At 62.7% G+C, this 19,551-nt stretch carries 21 protein-coding genes and 1 riboswitch; of the genes, 10 read left to right on the forward strand and 11 right to left on the reverse strand.

Features of this window, described 5'->3' with window-relative positions:
• The first annotated feature begins 56 nt into the window (after positions 1–56).
• Positions 57–1,607, forward strand: a complete 1,551-nt coding sequence (locus tag RHP72_RS17720) for a serine/threonine-protein kinase (RefSeq protein ID WP_311093647.1) — start codon at positions 57–59, stop codon at positions 1,605–1,607.
• Between the two features lie 13 nt (positions 1,608–1,620).
• Here the strand turns inward: RHP72_RS17720 and RHP72_RS17725 are convergent, their stop codons facing one another.
• Both RHP72_RS17725 and RHP72_RS17730 read right to left on the reverse strand, forming a co-directional pair.
• Positions 1,621–2,919, reverse strand: a complete 1,299-nt coding sequence (locus tag RHP72_RS17725) for a deoxyguanosinetriphosphate triphosphohydrolase (RefSeq protein WP_166502415.1) — start codon at positions 2,917–2,919, stop codon at positions 1,621–1,623.
• Positions 2,920–2,924: 5 nt separating this feature from the next.
• A complete protein-coding gene (locus RHP72_RS17730; RefSeq protein WP_128638009.1) occupies positions 2,925–3,503 on the reverse strand; it encodes a YdcF family protein in 579 nt (192 codons plus the stop codon).
• 180 nt (positions 3,504–3,683) lie between these two features.
• Between RHP72_RS17730 and RHP72_RS17735 the strand changes: the two genes are divergently transcribed.
• On the forward strand, positions 3,684–5,750 hold the full coding sequence (locus RHP72_RS17735) for a TPM domain-containing protein (protein WP_065456300.1): 2,067 nt from the start codon (positions 3,684–3,686) through the stop codon (positions 5,748–5,750).
• Positions 5,751–5,849: 99 nt separating this feature from the next.
• Positions 5,850–6,587: a polyprenol monophosphomannose synthase gene (locus RHP72_RS17740; protein WP_003944487.1), complete on the forward strand. Its 738-nt coding sequence runs from the start codon at positions 5,850–5,852 to the stop codon at positions 6,585–6,587.
• Here RHP72_RS17740 and RHP72_RS17745 read toward each other — a convergent pair.
• On the reverse strand, positions 6,562–7,368 hold the full coding sequence (locus tag RHP72_RS17745) for a helix-turn-helix domain-containing protein (RefSeq protein WP_042924110.1): 807 nt from the start codon (positions 7,366–7,368) through the stop codon (positions 6,562–6,564). The genes RHP72_RS17740 and RHP72_RS17745 overlap by 26 nt on opposite strands.
• Positions 7,369–7,506: 138 nt before the next feature.
• Here RHP72_RS17745 and RHP72_RS17750 point away from each other — a divergent pair, with 138 nt between their 5' ends.
• Positions 7,507–7,872: a nuclear transport factor 2 family protein gene (locus RHP72_RS17750; protein ID WP_054781579.1), complete on the forward strand. Its 366-nt coding sequence runs from the start codon at positions 7,507–7,509 to the stop codon at positions 7,870–7,872.
• 48 nt (positions 7,873–7,920) lie between these two features.
• Complete coding sequence (locus RHP72_RS17755; protein ID WP_054781578.1) at positions 7,921–8,412, forward strand: MepB family protein; 492 nt, start codon at positions 7,921–7,923, stop codon at positions 8,410–8,412.
• On the opposite strand, the gene RHP72_RS17760 is transcribed toward RHP72_RS17755, so the two are convergent.
• Positions 8,387–8,968, reverse strand: coding sequence for a dihydrofolate reductase family protein (locus RHP72_RS17760; protein WP_217017343.1), 582 nt, complete (start codon positions 8,966–8,968; stop codon positions 8,387–8,389). The two genes, RHP72_RS17755 and RHP72_RS17760, sit on opposite strands and share 26 nt — an antisense overlap.
• A 94-nt stretch (positions 8,969–9,062) precedes the next feature.
• Positions 9,063–10,454, reverse strand: a complete 1,392-nt coding sequence (locus tag RHP72_RS17765) for a glycine--tRNA ligase (protein ID WP_003944491.1) — start codon at positions 10,452–10,454, stop codon at positions 9,063–9,065.
• A gap of 198 nt (positions 10,455–10,652) precedes the next feature.
• Between RHP72_RS17765 and RHP72_RS17770 the strand changes: the two genes are divergently transcribed.
• Positions 10,653–11,036, forward strand: a complete 384-nt coding sequence (locus RHP72_RS17770; RefSeq protein WP_397517591.1) for an ArsR/SmtB family transcription factor — start codon at positions 10,653–10,655, stop codon at positions 11,034–11,036.
• 11 nt (positions 11,037–11,047) lie between these two features.
• Complete coding sequence (locus tag RHP72_RS17775) at positions 11,048–11,479, forward strand: Fur family transcriptional regulator (RefSeq protein ID WP_003944514.1); 432 nt, start codon at positions 11,048–11,050, stop codon at positions 11,477–11,479.
• Between the two features lie 5 nt (positions 11,480–11,484).
• Here RHP72_RS17775 and RHP72_RS17780 read toward each other — a convergent pair whose 3' ends face one another.
• From RHP72_RS17780 to recO, 3 genes are read right to left on the reverse strand one after another with little or no spacing between them, the layout of a single operon-like run.
• Positions 11,485–11,907: a YbjN domain-containing protein gene (locus RHP72_RS17780; protein ID WP_019749000.1), complete on the reverse strand. Its 423-nt coding sequence runs from the start codon at positions 11,905–11,907 to the stop codon at positions 11,485–11,487.
• A complete protein-coding gene (locus RHP72_RS17785) occupies positions 11,904–12,722 on the reverse strand; it encodes an isoprenyl transferase (RefSeq protein ID WP_003944543.1) in 819 nt (272 codons plus the stop codon). Before RHP72_RS17785 ends, RHP72_RS17780 begins: the two co-directional genes overlap by 4 nt.
• Complete coding sequence (gene recO / locus RHP72_RS17790) at positions 12,679–13,494, reverse strand: DNA repair protein RecO (RefSeq protein ID WP_029255636.1); 816 nt, start codon at positions 13,492–13,494, stop codon at positions 12,679–12,681. The genes RHP72_RS17785 and recO overlap by 44 nt, the downstream gene beginning before the upstream one ends.
• A gap of 96 nt (positions 13,495–13,590) precedes the next feature.
• Between recO and RHP72_RS17795 the strand changes: the two genes are divergently transcribed.
• Entirely contained in the window at positions 13,591–14,340 is a 750-nt protein-coding gene (locus tag RHP72_RS17795; RefSeq protein ID WP_003944575.1) for a TetR/AcrR family transcriptional regulator, read from the forward strand.
• Here RHP72_RS17795 and RHP72_RS17800 read toward each other — a convergent pair.
• Entirely contained in the window at positions 14,337–15,326 is a 990-nt protein-coding gene (locus RHP72_RS17800; protein WP_003944493.1) for a diiron oxygenase, read from the reverse strand. The two genes, RHP72_RS17795 and RHP72_RS17800, sit on opposite strands and share 4 nt — an antisense overlap.
• A gap of 102 nt (positions 15,327–15,428) precedes the next feature.
• Positions 15,429–15,863, reverse strand: coding sequence for a DoxX family protein (locus RHP72_RS17805; protein WP_054781580.1), 435 nt, complete (start codon positions 15,861–15,863; stop codon positions 15,429–15,431).
• 138 nt (positions 15,864–16,001) lie between these two features.
• Positions 16,002–16,095: riboswitch (TPP riboswitch) on the forward strand.
• A 17-nt stretch (positions 16,096–16,112) separates the two neighbouring features.
• Here RHP72_RS17805 and RHP72_RS17810 point away from each other — a divergent pair.
• Both RHP72_RS17810 and RHP72_RS17815 read left to right on the forward strand, forming a co-directional pair.
• A complete protein-coding gene (locus RHP72_RS17810) occupies positions 16,113–16,877 on the forward strand; it encodes a 3-oxoacyl-ACP reductase (RefSeq protein WP_046379952.1) in 765 nt (254 codons plus the stop codon).
• Complete coding sequence (locus tag RHP72_RS17815) at positions 16,877–18,157, forward strand: LLM class flavin-dependent oxidoreductase (protein ID WP_311093648.1); 1,281 nt, start codon at positions 16,877–16,879, stop codon at positions 18,155–18,157. The genes RHP72_RS17810 and RHP72_RS17815 overlap by 1 nt, the downstream gene beginning before the upstream one ends.
• On the opposite strand, the gene dinB is transcribed toward RHP72_RS17815, so the two are convergent.
• The gene (dinB, locus tag RHP72_RS17820) at positions 18,154–19,452 is read right to left on the reverse strand and encodes a DNA polymerase IV (protein WP_162113806.1); all 1,299 of its coding nucleotides are present in this window, start codon (positions 19,450–19,452) and stop codon (positions 18,154–18,156) included. The genes RHP72_RS17815 and dinB overlap by 4 nt on opposite strands.
• Between the last annotated feature and the right edge of the window lie 99 nt (positions 19,453–19,551).

Genomic DNA, 19,551 nt, shown 5'->3' on the forward strand with positions numbered 1-19,551 from the left:
GGTCCCCCGGCACCTCCTGACAACGATATGTTGATGGCCGACTCTGCACCGCAGCGATGGGACCGACGATGACTGAAAACGCCTCGAGCGCGCACGAAGGGCGATCAGGAACCCGATTCGGCGTGTACGAGTTGCGTAGCCTCCTCGGCCGAGGCGGAATGGGTGAAGTGTACGAGGCGTACGACACCTCGAAGGATCGCCTGGTCGCACTCAAGTTGCTCCATCGAGAGCTTGCGGCCGACCCGTCATTCCAAGCTCGTTTCCGCCGAGAATCTCGCGCCACCGCCGCCCTGAACGAACCGCACGTGATCCCGGTGCATGACTGGGGCGAAATCGACGGAGTCCTCTTCATCGACATGCGTTTGGTCGAAGGCCACACATTGCGAGCCGAGTTGACCGAATTCGGCCGACTCACCCCGGCGCGAGCCGTCGACATCGTCTCGCAGATAGCGTCAGCGCTGGACGCAGCGCACGCGCGCGGACTCATCCATCGCGACGTCAAACCAGACAACATCATTATCACGAAGACCGGCTTCGCGTACCTCGTGGACTTCGGAATCGCATATTCACAGACAGACACGAAAATCACCACCGAGGGAAGCGCGGTCGGTTCGTATGCGTACATGGCGCCGGAGCGATTCGGTATCGAAACACCGACGGCCGCAGCGGATGTCTACTCCCTGGCTTGTGTTCTCTACCAGTCCCTCACCGGAACAACGCCTTTCAACACCACAAGCATCGGCCATCTCGTCAATTCGCACCTGAACGCTCCGCCGCCGCGCCCCACCCTGACGGTTCCGTCGCTCCCGCAACGTTTCGACACTGTCGTGGCCCGCGGTATGGCAAAGGATCCCGCACACCGCTATCCGACCACCGGAGCGCTCGCACTCGAAGCGCGGCAAGCACTCTCGGCCGACAACGCCACCAGTGCGGCCGGCGGACTGCAATCCACAATCGTCGGGCCGCCCGCCTACACCACAGTGAATCCCGCTTACGGGAACTACACGCACATCGCGACAAAGACCAAGCGAAACCGAGCCCCGATCGCGATCGGAGCGGCTGGAGTTGCACTCGTTCTGGCCGCAGGAGGCGCGGCGGCTTGGGCGATACAGGGAAGCTCGGGGCCCGAATCACCAACCGCTGTAACAGCTTCCACCGCCACGACGGAACCGGCACCCATCCAGGAGCCGGTCAGAACGCCAAACCTGGAGCCGCTACCCACCGCCGGACTGCAGGCAACCACGACCACGCAGGCGTCCACCCCGTCCACGAAGAACGGCGATCTCGGGGTGAGCAAGCCGATCACCGTCCCCTCGTGCAAGGGAACCGGAATCGTGGTGTTGGCCAATGCCACCGATCCGGCCACGTATGCCAGTGAGATTCAGAACTACCTTGACGCGTTCCCGGGCTCGAAATACCTACGCACAGACCAGTCCTGCCCGTCACTGCGTCAAGTCTCGGATTCCGGGACTGCGATCTACACCGTGTATCGCGAATCCGGAAACAGCGAGTCGAAGATCTGCAAGGACGTCCGCGCAGCAGGAGGCGACGCTTACGGCAAGTGGCTCGACACCACTACCGATCCGTCGACGCGAATGACCTGCTGAGAGCGCGGCCGGCTCAGCCCCAACTGGCCTGCGCGCCCAGGCTTGCCTTGTCCACCCGCTCCAGCCGACTTTCCGTGTACGACGCGATCTGATCCACCACCACGCGGACCCGAGCACCGTCGTCCGCGGCGCGCTCCCATGCGGGCAGCAAGATCGGATCGAGCCCGGCGGGCGCCGTGGCCAACAACCATTCCGCGACGCGATGAACACGATCACGTTGCCGATCCTGACGCGCCTTGTGCCCGGCGTCGGACATCACGTAGTAGAGCGCCACGGTCTTGAGCAACGCGACCTCGGATGCGACGGCCTCGGGTATGTCGAGGTCGGCTTGATAGCGCGAGAGGGGTCGGTTGCCGTTTGTGAGCCGAGTGCTGGCGATCGCGGCCGTGGCGAAGCGTCCCACCAATTCACTTGTCAGGTTCTTCAACGCGACGGAACTTCCCAGCGTCCCGTCGAAACTTCCGACTCCGCGTACGACGGGGAGTTCGGACAACCGCTGAGCGGCTTCGATCAGATCGTCGACTACCAAGCCGCGGAACTCGGAGGCCCCCAGTTCTGCCAGTGCGCGCTGCTCGGACGGATCAGCAAGCGAGCGAAGGTCGATCCGGCCTGCGATCACCCCGTCCTCCACGTCGTGCACGGAATAGGCGATGTCGTCGGCCCAGTCCATGACCTGAGCTTCCAGGCATTGCCGTCGCTCGGGCGCTCCCTCGCGAACCCAGGCGAGCACCTCTGCGTCGTCGTCGTATGCCCCGAACTTCGCGCCGGGCTCAGGGCGGGTCCAGGGATACTTGATAGCTGCGTCGAGTGACGCCCTGGTGAGATTGAGGCCTGCGCTCAGACCGTCGGGGCGCAGGATCTTGGGTTCGAGGCTGGTCAAGATCCGCAGATTCTGCGCATTGCCCTCGAAACCTCCGCAGTCCTTGGCGACTTCGTCGAGGGCCTTCTCGCCGTTGTGACCGTACGGTGGGTGCCCGATGTCGTGCGCGAGACCGGCGAGGTCCACCAGGTCCGGATCGCAACCGAGTCCGTCGGCAATCCCTCGCCCGATCTGTGCGACCTCCATCGAGTGTGTCAACCGCGTACGAGGCGTGTCACCGTCGCGCGGGCCGACAACCTGGGTCTTGTCGGCCAGCCGCCGCAAAGCCGCGGAGTGTTGGACGCGGGCCCGATCTCGCGAGAAGTCCGAACGATGCTGCGCCGCTGCGATCTGCGAACCCGGCAACCCCGCTCGCTTCGGCGCCTCGACGACACGACGTTCGAGGTCGTGTTCGGAGTAGGTGCCGCCTCCGTAGGTGGTGTGAGCTGTCATGGTCTCTATTGCCCTGCCGTGTAGGGGAAGTCTGCCGAGAAGTGCGTGAGCTGATACCAGAGCAGTGCGCCGGTTTCGCGAGCGATTCCGTGTAACTGGGATTCACGGGTGAACACAGCCGGGCCTTGACGAGTAGGTGCGGTCCACGCTTGAAGGCCCGTGTCGCGGGCCATCGTCCGTGTTCGCAAGGAGTGCCACGGATCACTGACCAGGACGGCGGAATTGATTCCCTGCGAAGACATCTCGGCACTGACTGCGTCGATGCTGAGCAGTGTGTCCGAACCGGTCTCCACCGCGGTGATCGCACTCGAAGGAATTCCGCGATCGGTCAGATACATCTTTCCCGACGCCGCTTCGGTGTACTCGTCGCCTTCTTGTTTACCGCCGACAGTGATGATCTGCGGAGCCACTCCGCGCTTGTACAGCTTGTACGCCTGCTCGAGTCGGGCCTCGAAGACGGACGACGGAGTGCCGGAATACTGAGCCGCGCCCAGAACGACTATCGCGTCGGCCGGCCGCGTGTCGTCGATGCGCGCCACCTGCCACACCCGGAACGCAGTACCCCCGACCAGAACCACGGCCATCAACACCGCACCGGCGATCAGACGGCGCGTCCAGCGAGCCAATCCTGCCCCGAAGCCGCCCGCCCGCGAGGGTGATGGGTCGTGGGGGCGGTTACCGAAAGCAGGTTTCACTCCCGCAATTCTGCCAGTTCGCAGCGATCACCTCCGATGCCGACGCGCCACAACGGATAGATTTGCGTCATGGCCCTCGCACCACACTTCGCGCAGTTGTCCTCGGTAGAGCAGAGTCGGACAACCACCCGACCCGTTCGGCGTCGGGGAAGCGCCGCCGCCGTCGCTGCGATTTTCGCTTTGCTGGCGCTCGTCTTCAGTCCTGCGCTCGCCTCGGCGGACGCCCCGATGGTGTTGCCGAATCACATCACCGACACCTCCGGGGTCCTCGATTCCGGGCAACGCAGCGACATACAAGCCGCGATCGATCAACTCGGCGAGGACCACCAGATCGATCTGTGGGTCGCGTTCGTCCCCGATTTCAACAACCTGGGTGGCCAGGCGTGGGCACAGCAGACAGCCACGAAGTCGACGCTGAGTACCAAGTCCGTCCTGCTTGCAGTTGCCACGGCAGAGCGTGCTTACTACCTCGACGTCCCGGCCGAGCTGCGCAACATCACGGATTCCGACATCGAATCGATCAATACCGACGCGGTGGAACCGGCTCTCGCCGAGGATGATTGGACCGGCGCGGCGATTGCCGCGGCCGGCGCACTCGGCGACGCGAACAACACGAGCGGCGGAATGGGAGTCGGAACACTCCTCATCGCGGGCGGCGCTGTGGTGGTCGGGACGGGCGGCGTGGTCCTGTACTCACGCAAGCGCAAGAACGACAAGAACAAGGCAAGCGTCGAAGCCGCGAAGAACATCTCCCCCGACGACATCGCCAGCCTCAACGCACTCCCGCTGCCGACGCTCGACGAACGCGCGAAGGAGATCCTCGTCGAGACGGACAACGCGATCGCCGGCAGCCAGGAGGAGCTCGATCTGGCCCGCAGCGAGTTCGGAGATTCCGCCGTCGCACCCTTCTCGGCAGCATTCGACAAGGCCAAGGCCACCCTCGCCGAAGCCTTCGCGATCAGGCAGCGACTCGACGACGCCATCCCGGAAACTCCCGATCAACGCCGACAGATGCTGATCGACATCATTTCCTCGTGCGGTCGAGCCGACCAAGAACTCGAAGCTCGCGTCGAGGAGTTCGACGGGCTTCGCGACCTTCTCATCAACGCCCCCGCACGTCTCGATGCGTTGACGCAGAGTGTTGTTTCTCTCAGCGTGCGCTTGCCCGAATCCGAGGCGATTCTGACCAAATTGAAGGATCAATTCCCCGCGCCGACGCTGGCATCTGTCGTGAACAACGTCACGATGGCGAGTGAGCGCCTGACGCTCGCCGAGAAGTCGATCGAGGAAGGACGAGACGCGACGGCACTGCCGGCCGGTAAGCAAGGCGCTGCCGTCACTGCGATTCGCACCGCCGAAGCCGCCCTCGATCAGGCACGCAAGCTACTCGACGGCGTCGATCACGCCGCCGACGACATCCGAAACGCCATCGCGACACTTCCGTCCGCGATGGACGACGTCCAGCAGGGCATCACCGCTGCGGACGCTTACCTGGCGCAAGGCGGGCAGAAGTTGGCGGACGCGAAGGCCGCAGCCCAGGCAGCGTTGGCGAATGCTCAGACGTCGAAGGACAGCGATCCGCTGACAGCCTTCAACCAGATCGTCGCAGCCGACGCCCAACTCGACGCGCTTCTTGCCGACGCTCAGGAGCAGAAGCAGCAGCTCGAACGTGCACAGCAGCGCCTCGCCCAGGACATCCTGGCCGCACAGGCTCAGGTGACCGCTGCAGGCGACTTCCTCGGAACCAGGCGCGGCGCGATCGGGGCGGAGGCGCGCACTCGCTACGCCGAGGCTCAGCGGCACCTGCAGGCGGCCCAGCAATTGCAGGCCTCGGATCCGTCGAAGGCACTGCAACACGCCCAGGCCGCGACCACCTTGGCGACGCACTCACTTCGCGCCGCGCAGAACGACGTCAACACCTGGGAAGCAAACCAACGACCCCGCGGTGGCGGCGGCGATGCGACGGGAGCGATCCTCGGCGGCATCCTGATCAACAGCATTCTGCGAGGTGGCGGAGGGCCCCGCTCGTACGGCGGACCGAGCAGCAGCGGACGCTCCGGTCGCGGTGGCGGCGGCGGTGGTTTCGGCGGCGGGGGCGGCGGCCGAACCAGTCGAGGCGGCGGCGGCCGGTTCTGACGGATCCCGTCGAGGTAGTAAAATCCCTACTTTGTTCACGACCGCACTCGTCGTACGCTTCATCCGGCAAGTCGGGATCACAGATCATACGAAGGTGTTATGGAAAGCGTCGCCCCGCAGATAACCGTCGTTGTACCTACATACAACGAGCGTGAGAACCTGCCAAAGCTCGTCGATCGCCTCGCCGCGTTGAAGATCCCGAACCTGCACGTCCTCGTGGTGGATGACAACTCCCCCGACGGCACGGGTGAGGTTGCGGACAAGTTGGGTATCGACGGTCCCATCCCGGTCGGAGTGCTTCACCGCACGGTCAAGGACGGACTCGGCCGTGCTTACGTCGCGGGCATGAGCCGGGCTCTGGCGGAGAACGCAGACATCGTCATTCAGATGGACGCAGATCTCTCGCACCCGTCCGAGGCGATCCCCGCCATGATCGAGATCCTCACCACTACCGATGCGGCAGTCGTTCTCGGCTCCCGCTATGTCGAAGGCGGCGCAGTCGCCGGCGACTGGCCGTGGCACCGCAAGGCTTTGTCCGCCTGGGCGAACTTCTACGTCAACGCCATTCTGCGACTGCACGTCAAGGATGCGACCGCCGGCTTCAAGGCGTGGCATGCAAAGACCTTGCGCGACATCGACGTCGAATCGGTGCAGAGCAACGGCTACGCGTTCCAGGTCGAGATGAACTACCGAGTTGTTCAGCGCGGCATGAAGATCGCCGAAACGCCCATCCGCTTCGAGGAGCGCACCGAAGGCGTCTCCAAGATGAGTCTCTCGGTTCAGTTGGAGTCTGCACTGGTGCCGTGGAAGCTCAAGTTCGGCAAGAAGTCCCTGTGACCTCGGCGGCCGATCGAAAGTAGTCGGCCGTCTGCGTGTCCGACGGGTAGAACGATTCGATCGCAATCTCTGCGAGCGTGACGTCGCGCGGCGTACCGAACACTGTGGTGGTGCTGAACATCGCCAGTTCGGTATCGCCGACGCGTAGACGCAACGGAACCAGCAGGGAATTCGCGCGGTCGTCGTGCCAGTCTCCGCCGCTGGGATAGGCGCGCAGCTCGTCGAGCAACGACGACAGCTGCGCATCCGCACTGACCTCCACTTCCCGAGCCAGCCTTGTGAGCAGGTGGGCCCGCCACTGCGCGAGGTTCACGATCCGCGGCGCCATGCCCTCGGGATGCAAGCTCAGACGCAATACGTTCACCGGTGGTTCCAGGAGGAAATCAGCGGCGCCCGCGGTCAAAATTCCCACGGCCTGGTTCCCGGCGACCATCTCCCACTGCTGATCGACCACCACGGCCGGATACGGGTCATGCGCGTCGATGATGCGATCGATGGCCTCACTCACCGCTGACATCGGCGCTTCTGCCAACGACTTCTGCGAGTACTCCGGCGCGTGGCCACTTGCCAGCAGAAGCGTGTTCTGTTGTCGTAGAGGAACATCCAGACATTCGGACAGGTGAAGAATCATGTCCCGGCTCGGCTTGGAGCGGCCGGTTTCGATGAAGCTCAGATGCCTGGTCGACACTCCTGCCGCCGCCGAGAGACCCAACTGAGTGAGCCTTCGCCGCTCCCGCCACCGCTTGAGTTCGGAGCCCACGTCCATCGTCTCGAAGGTCATTCTTTCAAGTTAGCGACCCGAGGTAGCCGAGGCCATGACCTCAGAGGTAATCGACCCGAAGCAGTTTCGGAGGAACAGTGGTCTCAGCCGGCGAGGCCGCCGGACATTCACCACCGGAAACTGATCAAGGGAGCGACCATGAGCGACTTCGACGCAATCGCCGACGCCTACATCGACATGTGGAACGAAACCGATACCACCGCCCGTAAAGCACGGGTCGAGCAATTGTTCGCACCCGGCGGTCGCTACACCGATCCGCTCGCGGACGTCACCGGACACGATCAGATCGACGCGATGATCAACGCTGTGCAGCAACAATTTCCGGGCATGCACTTCACCCTCGTCGGACCGGTGGACGCGCATCACCGACAGGCCCGATTCGGTTGGGCTCTCGGCCCGTCGGGGGCCGAGTCACTGATCGACGGATTCGACGTACTCGAACGCGACGACGACGGCCGGGTGACGCTTGTCCTCGGGTTTCTCGACAAGGTGCCTTCGGCCTGAATCGGGACTACCACCGACAGCGTTCGTCACGAAGGTTGTCGGTGGTTCGTGGCATCATCGGTGCCGATGAACGCCGACGGATTTACCTGGTCCACACCGATTCCCGAGTCCGAGGGTGCTGAGTACGACGCTCACACGCTGACCGTCAACGGCCTTCCCACCGTCTATCGAACCGCCAAGACGACGCCGACCAAGCTCGGTCAGTTCGTCACACTGTGGCGCCGTTCAGAGGCCGGGCCCATCCGCCCATTCGACGCCAGCGACCGCGTGATGCTGTTCGTGGTGAAGGTATACGACGAAGAGCATTCGGGGCACTTCGTCTTTCCCGTCGAAACCCTCGTCGAACACGACATCGTCTCGACGAACTTCTCCGGCGGTAAGCGCGCTGTCCGGGTCTATGCACCCTGGGTTACGCCGACCAGCGCGCAAGCAGTCAGAACTCAGCGCTGGCAGATCCGGCATTTCGGCGAGTTCCCTGATGTACTCAGCTCGACTGTGTTCAGCTCAACTGTGTTCAGCTCAACTGATACGTCGCGATGATGACGCCTGTTGTCGTGGGGACGCTGTCGGTGAGGGTGAACTGAGCGAGCGCAGCTCCGTCGGGGAACAATCTGCGCCCGGTTCCGAGAACCAGCGGATGTATCAGCAGAGTGTAGGTGTCGACGAGACGTCGCTCGGCCAAGGACGTGATCAAGTCGCCGCTGCCCAGAATCACCAGATCCGGGCCCTCACTTTCCTTGAGCGTGGCGACCGCGTCGGCGGCATCACCTTTCAACAAGGTCGAGTTCTTCCACGGCAGCGGTTCACCCAAAGTCCTTGACGCTACGTACTTCTGCGTGTTGTCGAGCACCTCGGTGAACGGATTGTCGGTCTGAAACGGCCAGTACGAGGCGAAGTTTTCGTAAGTTCTGCGACCGAACAGCAACGCCGATTTCTTCGCCATCCCCTCCCCCATCTTCTGCGCCATGACGGAATCGTTGAAGGGTGCTGCCCACCCACCGTGCTCGAATCCGCCACGACGGTCCTCGTCCGGCCCACCAGGTGCCTGCATGACACCGTCGAGAGTCACGCTGTTGGTCACGCTGAGTTTTCTCATAACTTCGATCCTGCGCCTGAAGGACCATCGGGGAAAGAGAAAACGGGCGGTCCTTCTCGATTGAGAAGGACCGCCCGTCAGCTTCGAACGAGAATCAGGAGCCGATCAGCCGTGCGGCCAGGTAGCTTTCCACCTGATCGAGGGCGACGCGTTCCTGCGCCATGGAGTCACGCTCACGCACCGTCACAGCCTGGTCTTCGAGAGTGTCGAAGTCGACCGTGATGCAGAACGGTGTGCCGATCTCGTCCTGGCGACGGTAACGACGACCGATGGCGCCGGCGTCGTCGAACTCGACGTTCCAATTCTGACGCAGCTGCGCTGCAAGATCTTTGGCCTTCGGCGTCAGGTCCGCGTTACGCGAGAGCGGCAGAACGGCAGCCTTGACGGGAGCGAGTCGACGATCCAGGCGGAGCACTGTGCGCTTGTCGACGCCGCCCTTGGAGTTGGGCGCCTCGTCCTCGGTGTAGGCGTCGACCAGGAAGGCCATCAGCGAACGCGTGAGACCGGCCGCCGGCTCGATGACGTACGGCGTGTACCGCTCGCCCGTCGTCTGGTCGTAGTAGTTCAGCTCGGTGCCCGAATGCTTGGAGTGCGTCGAGAGATCGAAGTCGGTACGGTTCGCGATGCCCTCGAGCTCGCCCCATTCGCTGCCCTGGAAGTGGAAGCGGTACTCGATGTCGGTCGTGCCCTTCGAGTAGTGCGAAAGCTTTTCCGGCGCATGCTCGTACAGACGCAGGTTGTCCTTGTTGATACCGAGGCCGGTGTACCAGTCAAGGCGGTAGTCGATCCAGTACTGATGCCACTGCTCGTCCTCGCCCGGCTTGACGAAGAATTCCATCTCCATCTGCTCGAACTCACGGGTGCGGAAGATGAAGTTGCCGGGGGTGATCTCGTTGCGGAAGCTCTTGCCGATCTGGCCGATGCCGAACGGCGGCTTCTTACGCGAGGTGGTCAGCACGTTGGCGAAGTTCACGAAGATGCCCTGAGCGGTCTCGGGGCGAAGGTAGTGCATACCCTCTTCGCTCTCGACGGGGCCGAGGTACGTCTTGAGCATCATGTTGAAGTCGCGCGGCTCGGTCCACTGGCCGACGGTGCCGCAGTCGGGGCAACCGATGACATCCATCGAGACGTCGTCCGGGTTGTCGAGCTTCTTCTTCTCCGCGTACGCCTCCTGCAGGTGATCCTGACGGTGACGCTTGTGACAGTTGAGGCACTCGACGAGCGGGTCGTTGAAGACACCGACGTGACCGGACGCGACCCACACCTCGCGGGGCAGGATCACCGACGAGTCGAGGCCGACGACGTCCTCGCGGCTGGTGACCATGTTGCGCCACCACTGGCGCTTGATGTTCTCCTTGAGCTCGACACCCAATGGGCCGTAGTCCCATGCGGACTTGGTACCGCCGTAGATCTCACCGCACGGGTAGACCAGGCCTCGCCGCTTGGCGAGATTGACAACGGCTTCGATCTTGGACTTGGGTGCCACTCGATTGCTCTCCATCTGGGTAATAGATGCATGATTTTCGTGCGCTTTTCGCACCATCAGCCTATCTGGCGGCTGCCACGCACTTCCGTCCAAGGTTGACATGCATACTTGTGCATATCAAAATGAAAGTGATTTGCAATAATGTGGTGAGATGGCTATGCCCGGACATCATGATCTACCCCTCGAAGGAGCCTCGCTGTGAGCATTGCGGATACCGGCGATCTCCACAAAAGCCATGATCATTCCGACCTCGGACACGCGCACGACCCGTTCGAAGCCGCACCGCCCGCGCCCGTGCCGCCCAAGGAAACCCTGGCGGCCGCCGGCGAAATTCTGCGGGCGCTCGCTGCACCCGTTCGGATCGCGATCGTGCTTCAGTTGCACGAGTCGGAGCGTTGCGTTCACGAACTCGTCGGAGCTCTCGGTGTCACTCAGCCACTCATCAGCCAGCATCTGCGCGTACTCAAAGCAGCGGGCGTCGTCCGCGGCGAGCGCAACGGACGAGAAGTTCTCTATCGACTCGTCGACGATCACCTTGCACACATCGTCGTCGACGCTGTCGCCCACGCCGAAGAAGGATGAGATTCCACCGCATGAACACCCCGGGCAGTACGACCTCGAAACGTGGACCGGCCACAGTCGGCGTTCGTTCCACGAAACAGCGCAGCGCCATCTCCGCCCTGCTCGACGACATCGACGAATTCAAGTCGGCACAGGAATTGCACGACGAACTGCGCAAGCGAGGTGAAGGCATCGGCCTGACCACCGTCTACCGCACGCTGCAGGCACTCTCCGACGCCGGAACCATCGACGTCCTACGCACCGACACAGGTGAGTCCGTCTACCGACGCTGCTCCTCCGGGCACCACCATCACCTGGTGTGCCGCAACTGCGGATTCACCGTCGAGGTCGAGGGCCCGACGGTCGAGCAGTGGTCACAGACCATCGCCGAGGACAACGGTTTCACCGAAGTGAGTCACACCGTCGAGATCTTCGGCACCTGCCGCGACTGCGCCGCCGCCTGAGAGCGTCAGGGAATCAAACCCTGCCGGGCGGTATCGGCACCGGTGAGCGCCAGTAGCAACATCGTGGTCAGTGCCTCGTCGTCCAGTCCGGCGGCAGGGAACGTGTAACGCAGGATGACGTCCGCCAGACTGCCGTGGCCGAACACCGCGATGGAGCCGAATTGGATGGTGCGATTTCGCTCGGCCACCTTGCGATGCAGTGCCGCGCTGACCGGTCGGTCCCATGCGAGAACGCACGTCATGGACAGCACGTCCAGACCCTCGGACAGATTCATCGCCTGGATGGAACACAGCGCGCCGGAGTACTGGAAACCCAGTGATCCGTCGGCAGCCACATCGACCGTCACGAAATGCGCCAGCGAGGCGGCCGCGCGTTCTTGTAGGCGGGCTGCTTCGTCGGTGGTGTCGGTCATGTTCTCCCCTGTCATTTGACGCCACCGAATCTACGGTCACGTGAGGCGTACTCGACGCAGGCGGCCCAAAGGTCGCGGCGGTCGAAATCGGGAAACAGCTTCTCCTGGTACACCATTTCGGCGTAGGCGGATTGCCAGATCAAGAAATTGGACGTCCGCTGTTCCCCCGACGGACGCAGGAAGAGATCGACGTCGGGCATGTCGGGTTCGTCGAGGTACTTGGCAACCGTCGCCTCGGTGATCTTGTCCGGATTGATCTCACCGGCCGCGACACGCTTCGCGATTTCCTTTACCGCATCGGCAATTTCGGCCCGGCCGCCGTAGTTCACACACATGGTCAAGTTCATGACGGTGTTGTTCTTGGTCAGTTCTTCGGCGATCTCGAGTTCCTTGATCACGCTGGCCCACAGGCGTGGCTTACGACCGGCCCAGCGAACACGCACACCCATTTCGTTCATCTCGTCGCGTCGACGGCGGATGACATCACGGTTGAAGCCCATCAGGAATCGAACCTCGTCGGGACTGCGCTTCCAGTTCTCGGTGGAGAAGGCGTAAGCGGAGAGCCACTCGACACCCATCTCGATGCACCCGCAGACGGTGTCCATCAGGACAGCTTCGCCGCGTTCGTGCCCGGCGGTTCGGGGCAGACCGCGCTCCTGCGCCCATCGTCCGTTGCCGTCCATCACCAAAGCGACGTGGCGCGGGATCAGTTCGGTCTGCAGGATCGGCGGGGTCGCCCCGGACGGATGTGGGTCCGGTGGTCGGATCACCCGGTCAGCAGCAGAATCAAGCGGAGTTCGCGGTTCGCGTCGTCGAATCACGTGTTCCATCCTGCCTCACGGGCAAGTCGACCTCGACGGCTGCATGCGGCCTCGAACGCTCGATCAGCGGCAACGTCCGCAATTGGCGCTCGAGATGCCACTGCAGGTGTGCCGCGACCAGTCCGCTGGCTTGCGTCCGCAGCGTCGCGGGCGCCGAATCGGTACCCTCCCACTCCCCTCGGAGCAGGGCTTCCATCAAGTCGAGCACTCCGGGCGACGGCGTCGCAGCACCCGCCGGGCGGCAATAGGTACACACGGCTCCGCCTGCGGCGACATGAAAGGCCCGGTGCGGTCCAGGAGCACTGCAGCGGGCGCACTCTTCGAGGGCAGGCGCCCAACCCGCATAGCCCATGGCTCTCAACAAGAACGCGTCGAGCACGAACTCGACCGGTCGTGCCTGCTCGGCGATCGCACGCAGTGCTCCCACCGTCAATCGCTGAAGCTGCGGGGCCGGCGCGCGTTCCTCGCCGGCCAACCGCTCGGCAGTTTCGAGTACGGCGCAGGCCGTGGTGTACCGGCTGTAGTCGTCGACGATGTCGGTGGCGAATGCGTCGACCGTCTGCACCTGAGTGATGATGTCGAGATTCTTGCCCGGAAGTAGTTGCACGTCGATGTGAGCAAACGGTTCGAGTCTGGCACCGAATTTGGAGGTGGTTCGGCGGACACCTTTGGCCACGGCACGTACCAACCCGAACTGACGGGTGAGCAACGTGACGATGTGGTCGGCTTCGCCCAGTTTGTGCAGGCGCAGCACCACCGCCGTGTCTCGATACAACCTCACTCGACCAGTGTCCCACGTTGTACCGACGACCGATCCCGATGCCGCGCCCGATGACAAGTCGGAAACACGGCAGGTCCGTCCGGATAGACTGGCGCGATGCCGAGCGACGCAATTGTGCAACCTGTCACTGCAGAGTTGACCGGTCGCGAAGCGCGGTGGGAGCGACACAACTCCGAGCGTCAGAAACGGATACTCACCTCGGCGGTCGAACTGATCGAAGAGCGTGCGGCAGGTGCCGAGGTGTCCGTCCAGCAGATCGCCGATCGTGCCGGCCTCGCCAAGTCGGTGGTGTACCGCCAATTCAGCGGCCGAGACGACCTCGATCGACGAGTGCGAGCGTTTGTGCTCGGCCAATTTGCGGCGGCCCTGGATGCTTCGATGAGCATTTCGGTAGGCACTCTCGACCAGATCCTGACCCGAACCATCAGCGCCGTCGCCGAGTGGATCACCGAGCATCCGCGGATTCACGAGTTCATGGGTACCGGCCCCACCGACTACGACGACGAGAGCATCGACGCGATCAGCAGTCTGAAGGCCACAATCGCCGACTCCGCCCGCACCACTATCACCGAAGTCGGTCGATCCGTGGGGATCGACTCCTCACCCTTCGATTCACTACCGTTCGCAGTGGTGACAATGGTCGAGGGCACGCTCACCCACTGGGTCCGAAGCACCGATCCGAAACCGAGCCGCGAAGAGATCGTCGCCGACCTCGCGAAATACACCTGGTACATGTTCGACGGCGTTGCCCGCTCGAGCGGACTACAGATCGATCCCCATGTCGAATTGTCCACGCTCATAGCCGAGCTGGTGTCCTCCGACGGAGGAACTTCGCGGCCGGACTAGATCCGGGTCTTGTCGGAACGCTTCGGCTCGCCGCGGTAGCGGGCGTAGTCGCCGTCGATGCGCAGCTTTCGCCACGCACGCTTCGACACCGGATTCATCAATCCGAGTTCGTCTGCCAGGGCTCGCATTTCGCCGAAGTAGTTACCCAGGATGCGGCGTGAATGCGGGCTCCCCCAGAAGGCGCTCTTCATCACCTCGTCCGGGATTCCGAATTCTTCGGCGAATTCCTTTGGCGGTGACATGATTTCACCCGCAAGCCAACGCATCGCGCCGGGGAAGGCGACCGATGTGATGGCTCGACTCGTACGACTGAGTCTGGGGACGTGATTGCGCAGGAACTCGTGAGCAAACGAGATGTGTCTCGCTTCTTCGGCGATGTGGATCTCCATGGTGCGGAGCATCGCCGGCGGCGTGTCCTTACCCTCACGGATGAGATCCTTCTGGAAGTGGTCGATCGGTTCTTCACCAGCCAGAATGCCGATGAAGAAGATGACCGGGAACTTTGCTCCCAGCACTCCGATGATCGGCGACAGTCGCCGGAACATCGGACGCATACCCGGCACGTCGATGTCCATGCGATTGACGAGTTCCTGGAACATCTGGATGTGATTGCACTCTTCGGTCATCTCGTGCAGGCAGTACCGAAACTCAGGCGACTGGTTGGGTAGCGCCATGATGTATTGCAGCATTCCCCGGATCAAGATGCTCTCGAAGGCCGAACCCACCTTGGTCACGTTCGCCTGACGCCACATTCCCATGGCGATTCGACGCTCCAACGACTGATCCTGGTACCACTGCGTCGCCCCGAGGGGGTCCGACACGGACGAGAGCACCCATCTCGGATCATGCGGATCGATCGCGAACTCTGGTGAATCCCAGTCGATGTCGAGATAGGGATCGAAACTGCGGGCAACTGAGCCCTCGGACAAAGTCTGCAGTACCTGGTGGTACGGCTTTTCCACTTCGATCGACGCTGACCGAGCCATCGGTGTCTCCTCACGGCCAGTCCGTCGATTGCAGTCGACGGACTTGAATGAGGTCAAACATAATGGGACACCGCGTCCCACGCAACCCCCTCGGGGCCTATTTCAGGCCCGACGCAGCGGGATGATCTCGCGAACCTTCTCGTCCCGGAGATACAGTCCCGCCCACATGACGATTCCGGTGTAGACGGCAAACAGGGTCGTGCTCAGCAGAGGCTGTTCAGCTCGAAGGTTGGTCAACACCGCTCCCCCCAGGTAACCGGTGAGCAGAATCGCGCCGAGTATCGACGTTCGCGGAATCACGTACAGCGCAAGGCAGATCAGTTGCACCACCCCAGCCGTCAATGCCAGCGAGTCCGGCAACCCAAGTTCAGCCGACGCATCCTTGACTGTCTGAAGGTTGAGAATGTGGATGATGCCGTCGAAGAGCATGAAAACGACGAACAGCCCACTCAGGACGTATCCGAGCTTGCGAGCCGTGGCCGAAGGTGTCGTCGTCGTGGCGTTACCGGAAACAGTGTGGACGGGCTGGGTGGTCATCGGAATCTCCTGGGGCGAAGGCGAGCGGCCGGTTGCCACTTCGCTTGCAATTACGACTCCCGCGCGATCGAAAACTCATCGCGCCGGCCGTTACAACGCACCCGGCGTTCAGGACGATTCACCTCACGTGGTCTGATGGACGGTGACACGGGGTGCCGAAAAAGTCGGCTGAGATCAGACCCGATGAACCTGACCAGTTAGCACTGGCGGAGGGATGTCGACGTGACCGAACAGCAATTTCAGCGCGCATTGAACCTCGACGAGCAGATCGTTCTGATCACCGGTGGCGCCCGCGGGCTCGGCGCCGCACTGAGCCGAGCATTCTCCCGCTCGGGCGCCCGCGTAATCGTGAACTACAACAAGAGCCGCGATGCCGCCGAGGCCCTGGTCGCCGAACTGGGTGAGGATCGCACCTTCGCAGTCCAGGCGGACGTGACGGACCGCAGTTCCGTCGACCAGTTGTTCTCCGCTGCACGCGAGAGATTCGACGCACCGATCTCGACCGTGGTCGACAATGCACTGGTCGACTTCTCGTTCAACGGCGATGCACGGCCGAACGCGGACACGATCACCTGGGCCGACTTCGACTCTCAACTACGCGGAGCTGTTGCCGGAACACTCAATACCACCCAGGCAGCGCTACCAGGCATGCGCGAACTCGGCTTCGGCCGAATCATCACTGTCGGAACCAATCTGGTCCAGAATCCGGTAGTTCCGTACCACGACTACACCGCTGCCAAGGCCGCACTGTTGGCACTGACACGGACGCTGTCCGCCGACCTCGGTCCGGACGGGATCACAGTCAACATGGTCTCGGGCGGCTTGCTCCGCACCACCGATGCGAGCGCCGCAACACCGGAAGCCGTGTTCGACATGATCGCGGCAAGCACTCCCCTGCGCCGAGTCACCACGCCGGACGAATTTGCCGACGCTGCACTCTTTTTCGCCTCCCCATGGTCGCGGGCCGTGACCGGCCAGAACCTGGTTGTCGACGGCGGACTCGTCAAGAACTGATGGGCGCACAGCTGCGGATAGGTGCGTTCCTGCTCGGTTGCGGACATCACAGTGCGGCATGGCGTCATCGCGACTCACCGGTCGAAAGTCTCGGCGACATAACGTATTACGAGTCGCTCGCCCAGATCGCCGAACGCGGCAAGCTGGACGCCGTCTTCTTCGCTGACGGTCACAGTGTTCGCGAACCCGAGTCGGGTGCGTCGTGGTTTCTCGAGCCGATCACCGCATTGACTGCCATGGCACGAGCGACAGCGGACATCGGCCTGGTGACCACCATTTCCACCACTTTCTACACGCCGTTTCACGCGGCGCGACTGTTGGCCTCGCTCGACCACATCAGCGGCGGACGGGCCGGCTGGAACGTCGTGACCTCGATGTTCGACCAGGAGGCGCGCAACCACGGACTCGAGGCGATGCCCGATCACGCATCCCGATACGAACGAGCCGACGAATTTGTCGAAGTGGCCCTCGCATTGTGGGATTCATGGTCGGAAGACGCGCTGATTCTCGACCGGTCGGGGCGTTTTGCCGACGCAAACAGGATTTCTCGAATCGATCACGACGGCAAACATTTTCGGGTGGACGGGCCGTTGACGGTTCCGCGCTCCCCGCAAGGCCGGCCGGTGTTGTTCCAGGCCGGGGCGTCCGAGCAGGGCCGCGATCTGGCGGCGCGTCGCGCCGAGGCAATCTATTCGGTTGCCTACGACTTACCCAGCGCACAGGCCTACTACGCGGACGTGAAATCGAGAATCGAGCGAGCCGGCCGGGATTCGAACTCTGTCGCCGTGATGCCGGGACTGGTCACCTACGTCGGCAGCACCGTCGCCGAGGCCAGGGCGAAGAAGGCCGAACTCGATCTCCTGCTGCCCACCGAACAGTCGATACGCCAACTCTCGTTGTTCACCGGACAGGATTGCGAGAACTGGGATCTCGACGGGCCCGTGCCCCCGTTGCCTTCACTCGAAGCGTTCACCGGGCCGCAGGGACGCTACGCCACTATTTTGCGGATCGTCGAGAAGGACGCACCGACTGTGCGGGAACTCCTCGGGACGCTCGCTGCGGGTGGTGGTCACGCAACGATGATCGGAACACCGGAGTCGATTGCCGACGAGATGGGATCCTGGTTGAACGGCCGCGGTGCCGACGGTTTCAATCTGATGCCGCCGACCTATCCGCAGGGCCTGGAAGATTTTGTCGATCACGTGATTCCAGTGCTGCAGGCGCGTGGGTTGTTCCGTCGCGAATACGAGGGAGCGACTCTGCGAGAAAACCTCACCTAGTCCGGCAGTAGCGGCACCGACAGATCCGGATCGCGTCCCAGGAGCACTCCCCTCGTGAGGGCCGCGGAGCCGAACTTCTTCCGGACACTGTCCATTGCCGAGTCGAGGGCGGCAGTGTCCGGACCCGCGAATCCTGGACCGTCGAAGGGCAATTCGAGTTGTTCGGCGCCGTCCCGATCCAGGTTGGAGACAGCGACGCCGATCAACGTGATGCCCTTGTCCGCGATCATCGGTATCGCTTCGTCCAGCAGCACCATCGAGGCGTTCAGCAATTCCGCTGTGTCGGCGGTGGACCGGCGCAGCGTGTGAGATCGAGTTGCCCGCGTGAAATCCGCGAAGCGGAGCCGGAGCGTGACCGTGCGCCCCGTCCGCTGCGCCGAACGCATGCGTCGACTGACACGGTCGACAAGGGACATCAACGACGCATCGAGTTCTGCGCGGGGATGGGATCCGCGACCCAGCGCATGCTGAGCACCCATCGAACTGCGGCCACGATAGGCGCGGACGGGGCGCGGATCTCGATTGTGTGAGAGTGCGTAGAGATGGCGACCGGCGCCGCCCCCGAGAATCGAGACGATCGAGGATTCGTCGTGCCGAGCGATGTCACCCACCGTCACGATGTCGAAGTTTCGCAGCTTCTGGGCCGTGATCTTGCCGACGCCCCACAGCTTCTCGACCGGCAAGGGATGCAGGAACTCGGTCTCGCCCTCCGGCGGCACTCGCAGCAATCCGTCGGGTTTCGCGAATGCACTGGCGACCTTGGCCAGGAACTTGGTGCGTGCGATTCCGACCGTGATCGGTAGTCCGACCTGCTCGGCCACATCGCGTCTGAGGTTGGCTCCGATCTGCAGCGGGTTTCCCACGATCTTGGCGAGCCCGCCGACCTCGAGAAAGGCCTCGTCTATGGAGATTCCTTCGACCAGCGGCGACGTGTCGTGAAAGACGTCGAACACGTCTTTGCTCGCCTGCGAGTACGCCGACATTCGCGGAGGGACGACTATCGCCTGAGGACACAGTGATCGGGCCTGACCACCGCTCATGGCTGTGCGAACCCCGAACGCCTTGGCCTCGTAGCTTGCCGCCAAGACCACCCCACCACCGACGATGACCGGCCTGCCGGCCAGAGTCGGGTCGTCGCGTTGCTCGACTGATGCGTAGAACGAATCGAGGTCCGCATGCAGGATTGTTGCGTCACCTGTGGACCGACTACCGCCAGAATGATTACCGCCGGAACGAGCACCGCCAGGGTGATTACCTGGCGTTTCTTGATCCAGCGGTTCATGCGACACGAACATATGTTCCCATGCGCCACCGACACAATGAAAGGCCGCAAATAGATTCCATGGAATTAATCACGAATCGGGCGTACGGTGAGAAAATGATTCCACGGAATG

The organism is Rhodococcus sp. SG20037, from assembly GCF_031763325.1.
GTDB classification, from domain to species: Bacteria; Actinomycetota; Actinomycetes; order Mycobacteriales; family Mycobacteriaceae; genus Rhodococcus_F; species Rhodococcus_F qingshengii.

Coding starts and splice junctions, on each gene's coding strand:
- RHP72_RS17805 (WP_054781580.1), bottom strand. CDS start 15,863: ATGACCACCCAGCCCGTCCACACTGTTTCCGGTAACGCCACGACGACG.
- RHP72_RS17750 (WP_054781579.1), top strand. CDS start 7,507: ATGAGCGACTTCGACGCAATCGCCGACGCCTACATCGACATGTGGAAC.
- RHP72_RS17760 (WP_217017343.1), bottom strand. CDS start 8,968: ATGAGAAAACTCAGCGTGACCAACAGCGTGACTCTCGACGGTGTCATG.
- RHP72_RS17740 (WP_003944487.1), top strand. CDS start 5,850: ATGGAAAGCGTCGCCCCGCAGATAACCGTCGTTGTACCTACATACAAC.
- RHP72_RS17730 (WP_128638009.1), bottom strand. CDS start 3,503: ATGGCCGTGGTTCTGGTCGGGGGTACTGCGTTCCGGGTGTGGCAGGTG.
- RHP72_RS17800 (WP_003944493.1), bottom strand. CDS start 15,326: ATGGCTCGGTCAGCGTCGATCGAAGTGGAAAAGCCGTACCACCAGGTA.
- RHP72_RS17785 (WP_003944543.1), bottom strand. CDS start 12,722: ATGGAACACGTGATTCGACGACGCGAACCGCGAACTCCGCTTGATTCT.
- RHP72_RS17775 (WP_003944514.1), top strand. CDS start 11,048: ATGAACACCCCGGGCAGTACGACCTCGAAACGTGGACCGGCCACAGTC.
- dinB (WP_162113806.1), bottom strand. CDS start 19,452: ATGTTCGTGTCGCATGAACCGCTGGATCAAGAAACGCCAGGTAATCAC.
- RHP72_RS17780 (WP_019749000.1), bottom strand. CDS start 11,907: ATGACAGGGGAGAACATGACCGACACCACCGACGAAGCAGCCCGCCTA.
- RHP72_RS17815 (WP_311093648.1), top strand. CDS start 16,877: ATGGGCGCACAGCTGCGGATAGGTGCGTTCCTGCTCGGTTGCGGACAT.
- RHP72_RS17720 (WP_311093647.1), top strand. CDS start 57: ATGGGACCGACGATGACTGAAAACGCCTCGAGCGCGCACGAAGGGCGA.
- RHP72_RS17725 (WP_166502415.1), bottom strand. CDS start 2,919: ATGACAGCTCACACCACCTACGGAGGCGGCACCTACTCCGAACACGAC.
- RHP72_RS17795 (WP_003944575.1), top strand. CDS start 13,591: ATGCCGAGCGACGCAATTGTGCAACCTGTCACTGCAGAGTTGACCGGT.
- RHP72_RS17735 (WP_065456300.1), top strand. CDS start 3,684: ATGGCCCTCGCACCACACTTCGCGCAGTTGTCCTCGGTAGAGCAGAGT.
- RHP72_RS17745 (WP_042924110.1), bottom strand. CDS start 7,368: ATGACCTTCGAGACGATGGACGTGGGCTCCGAACTCAAGCGGTGGCGG.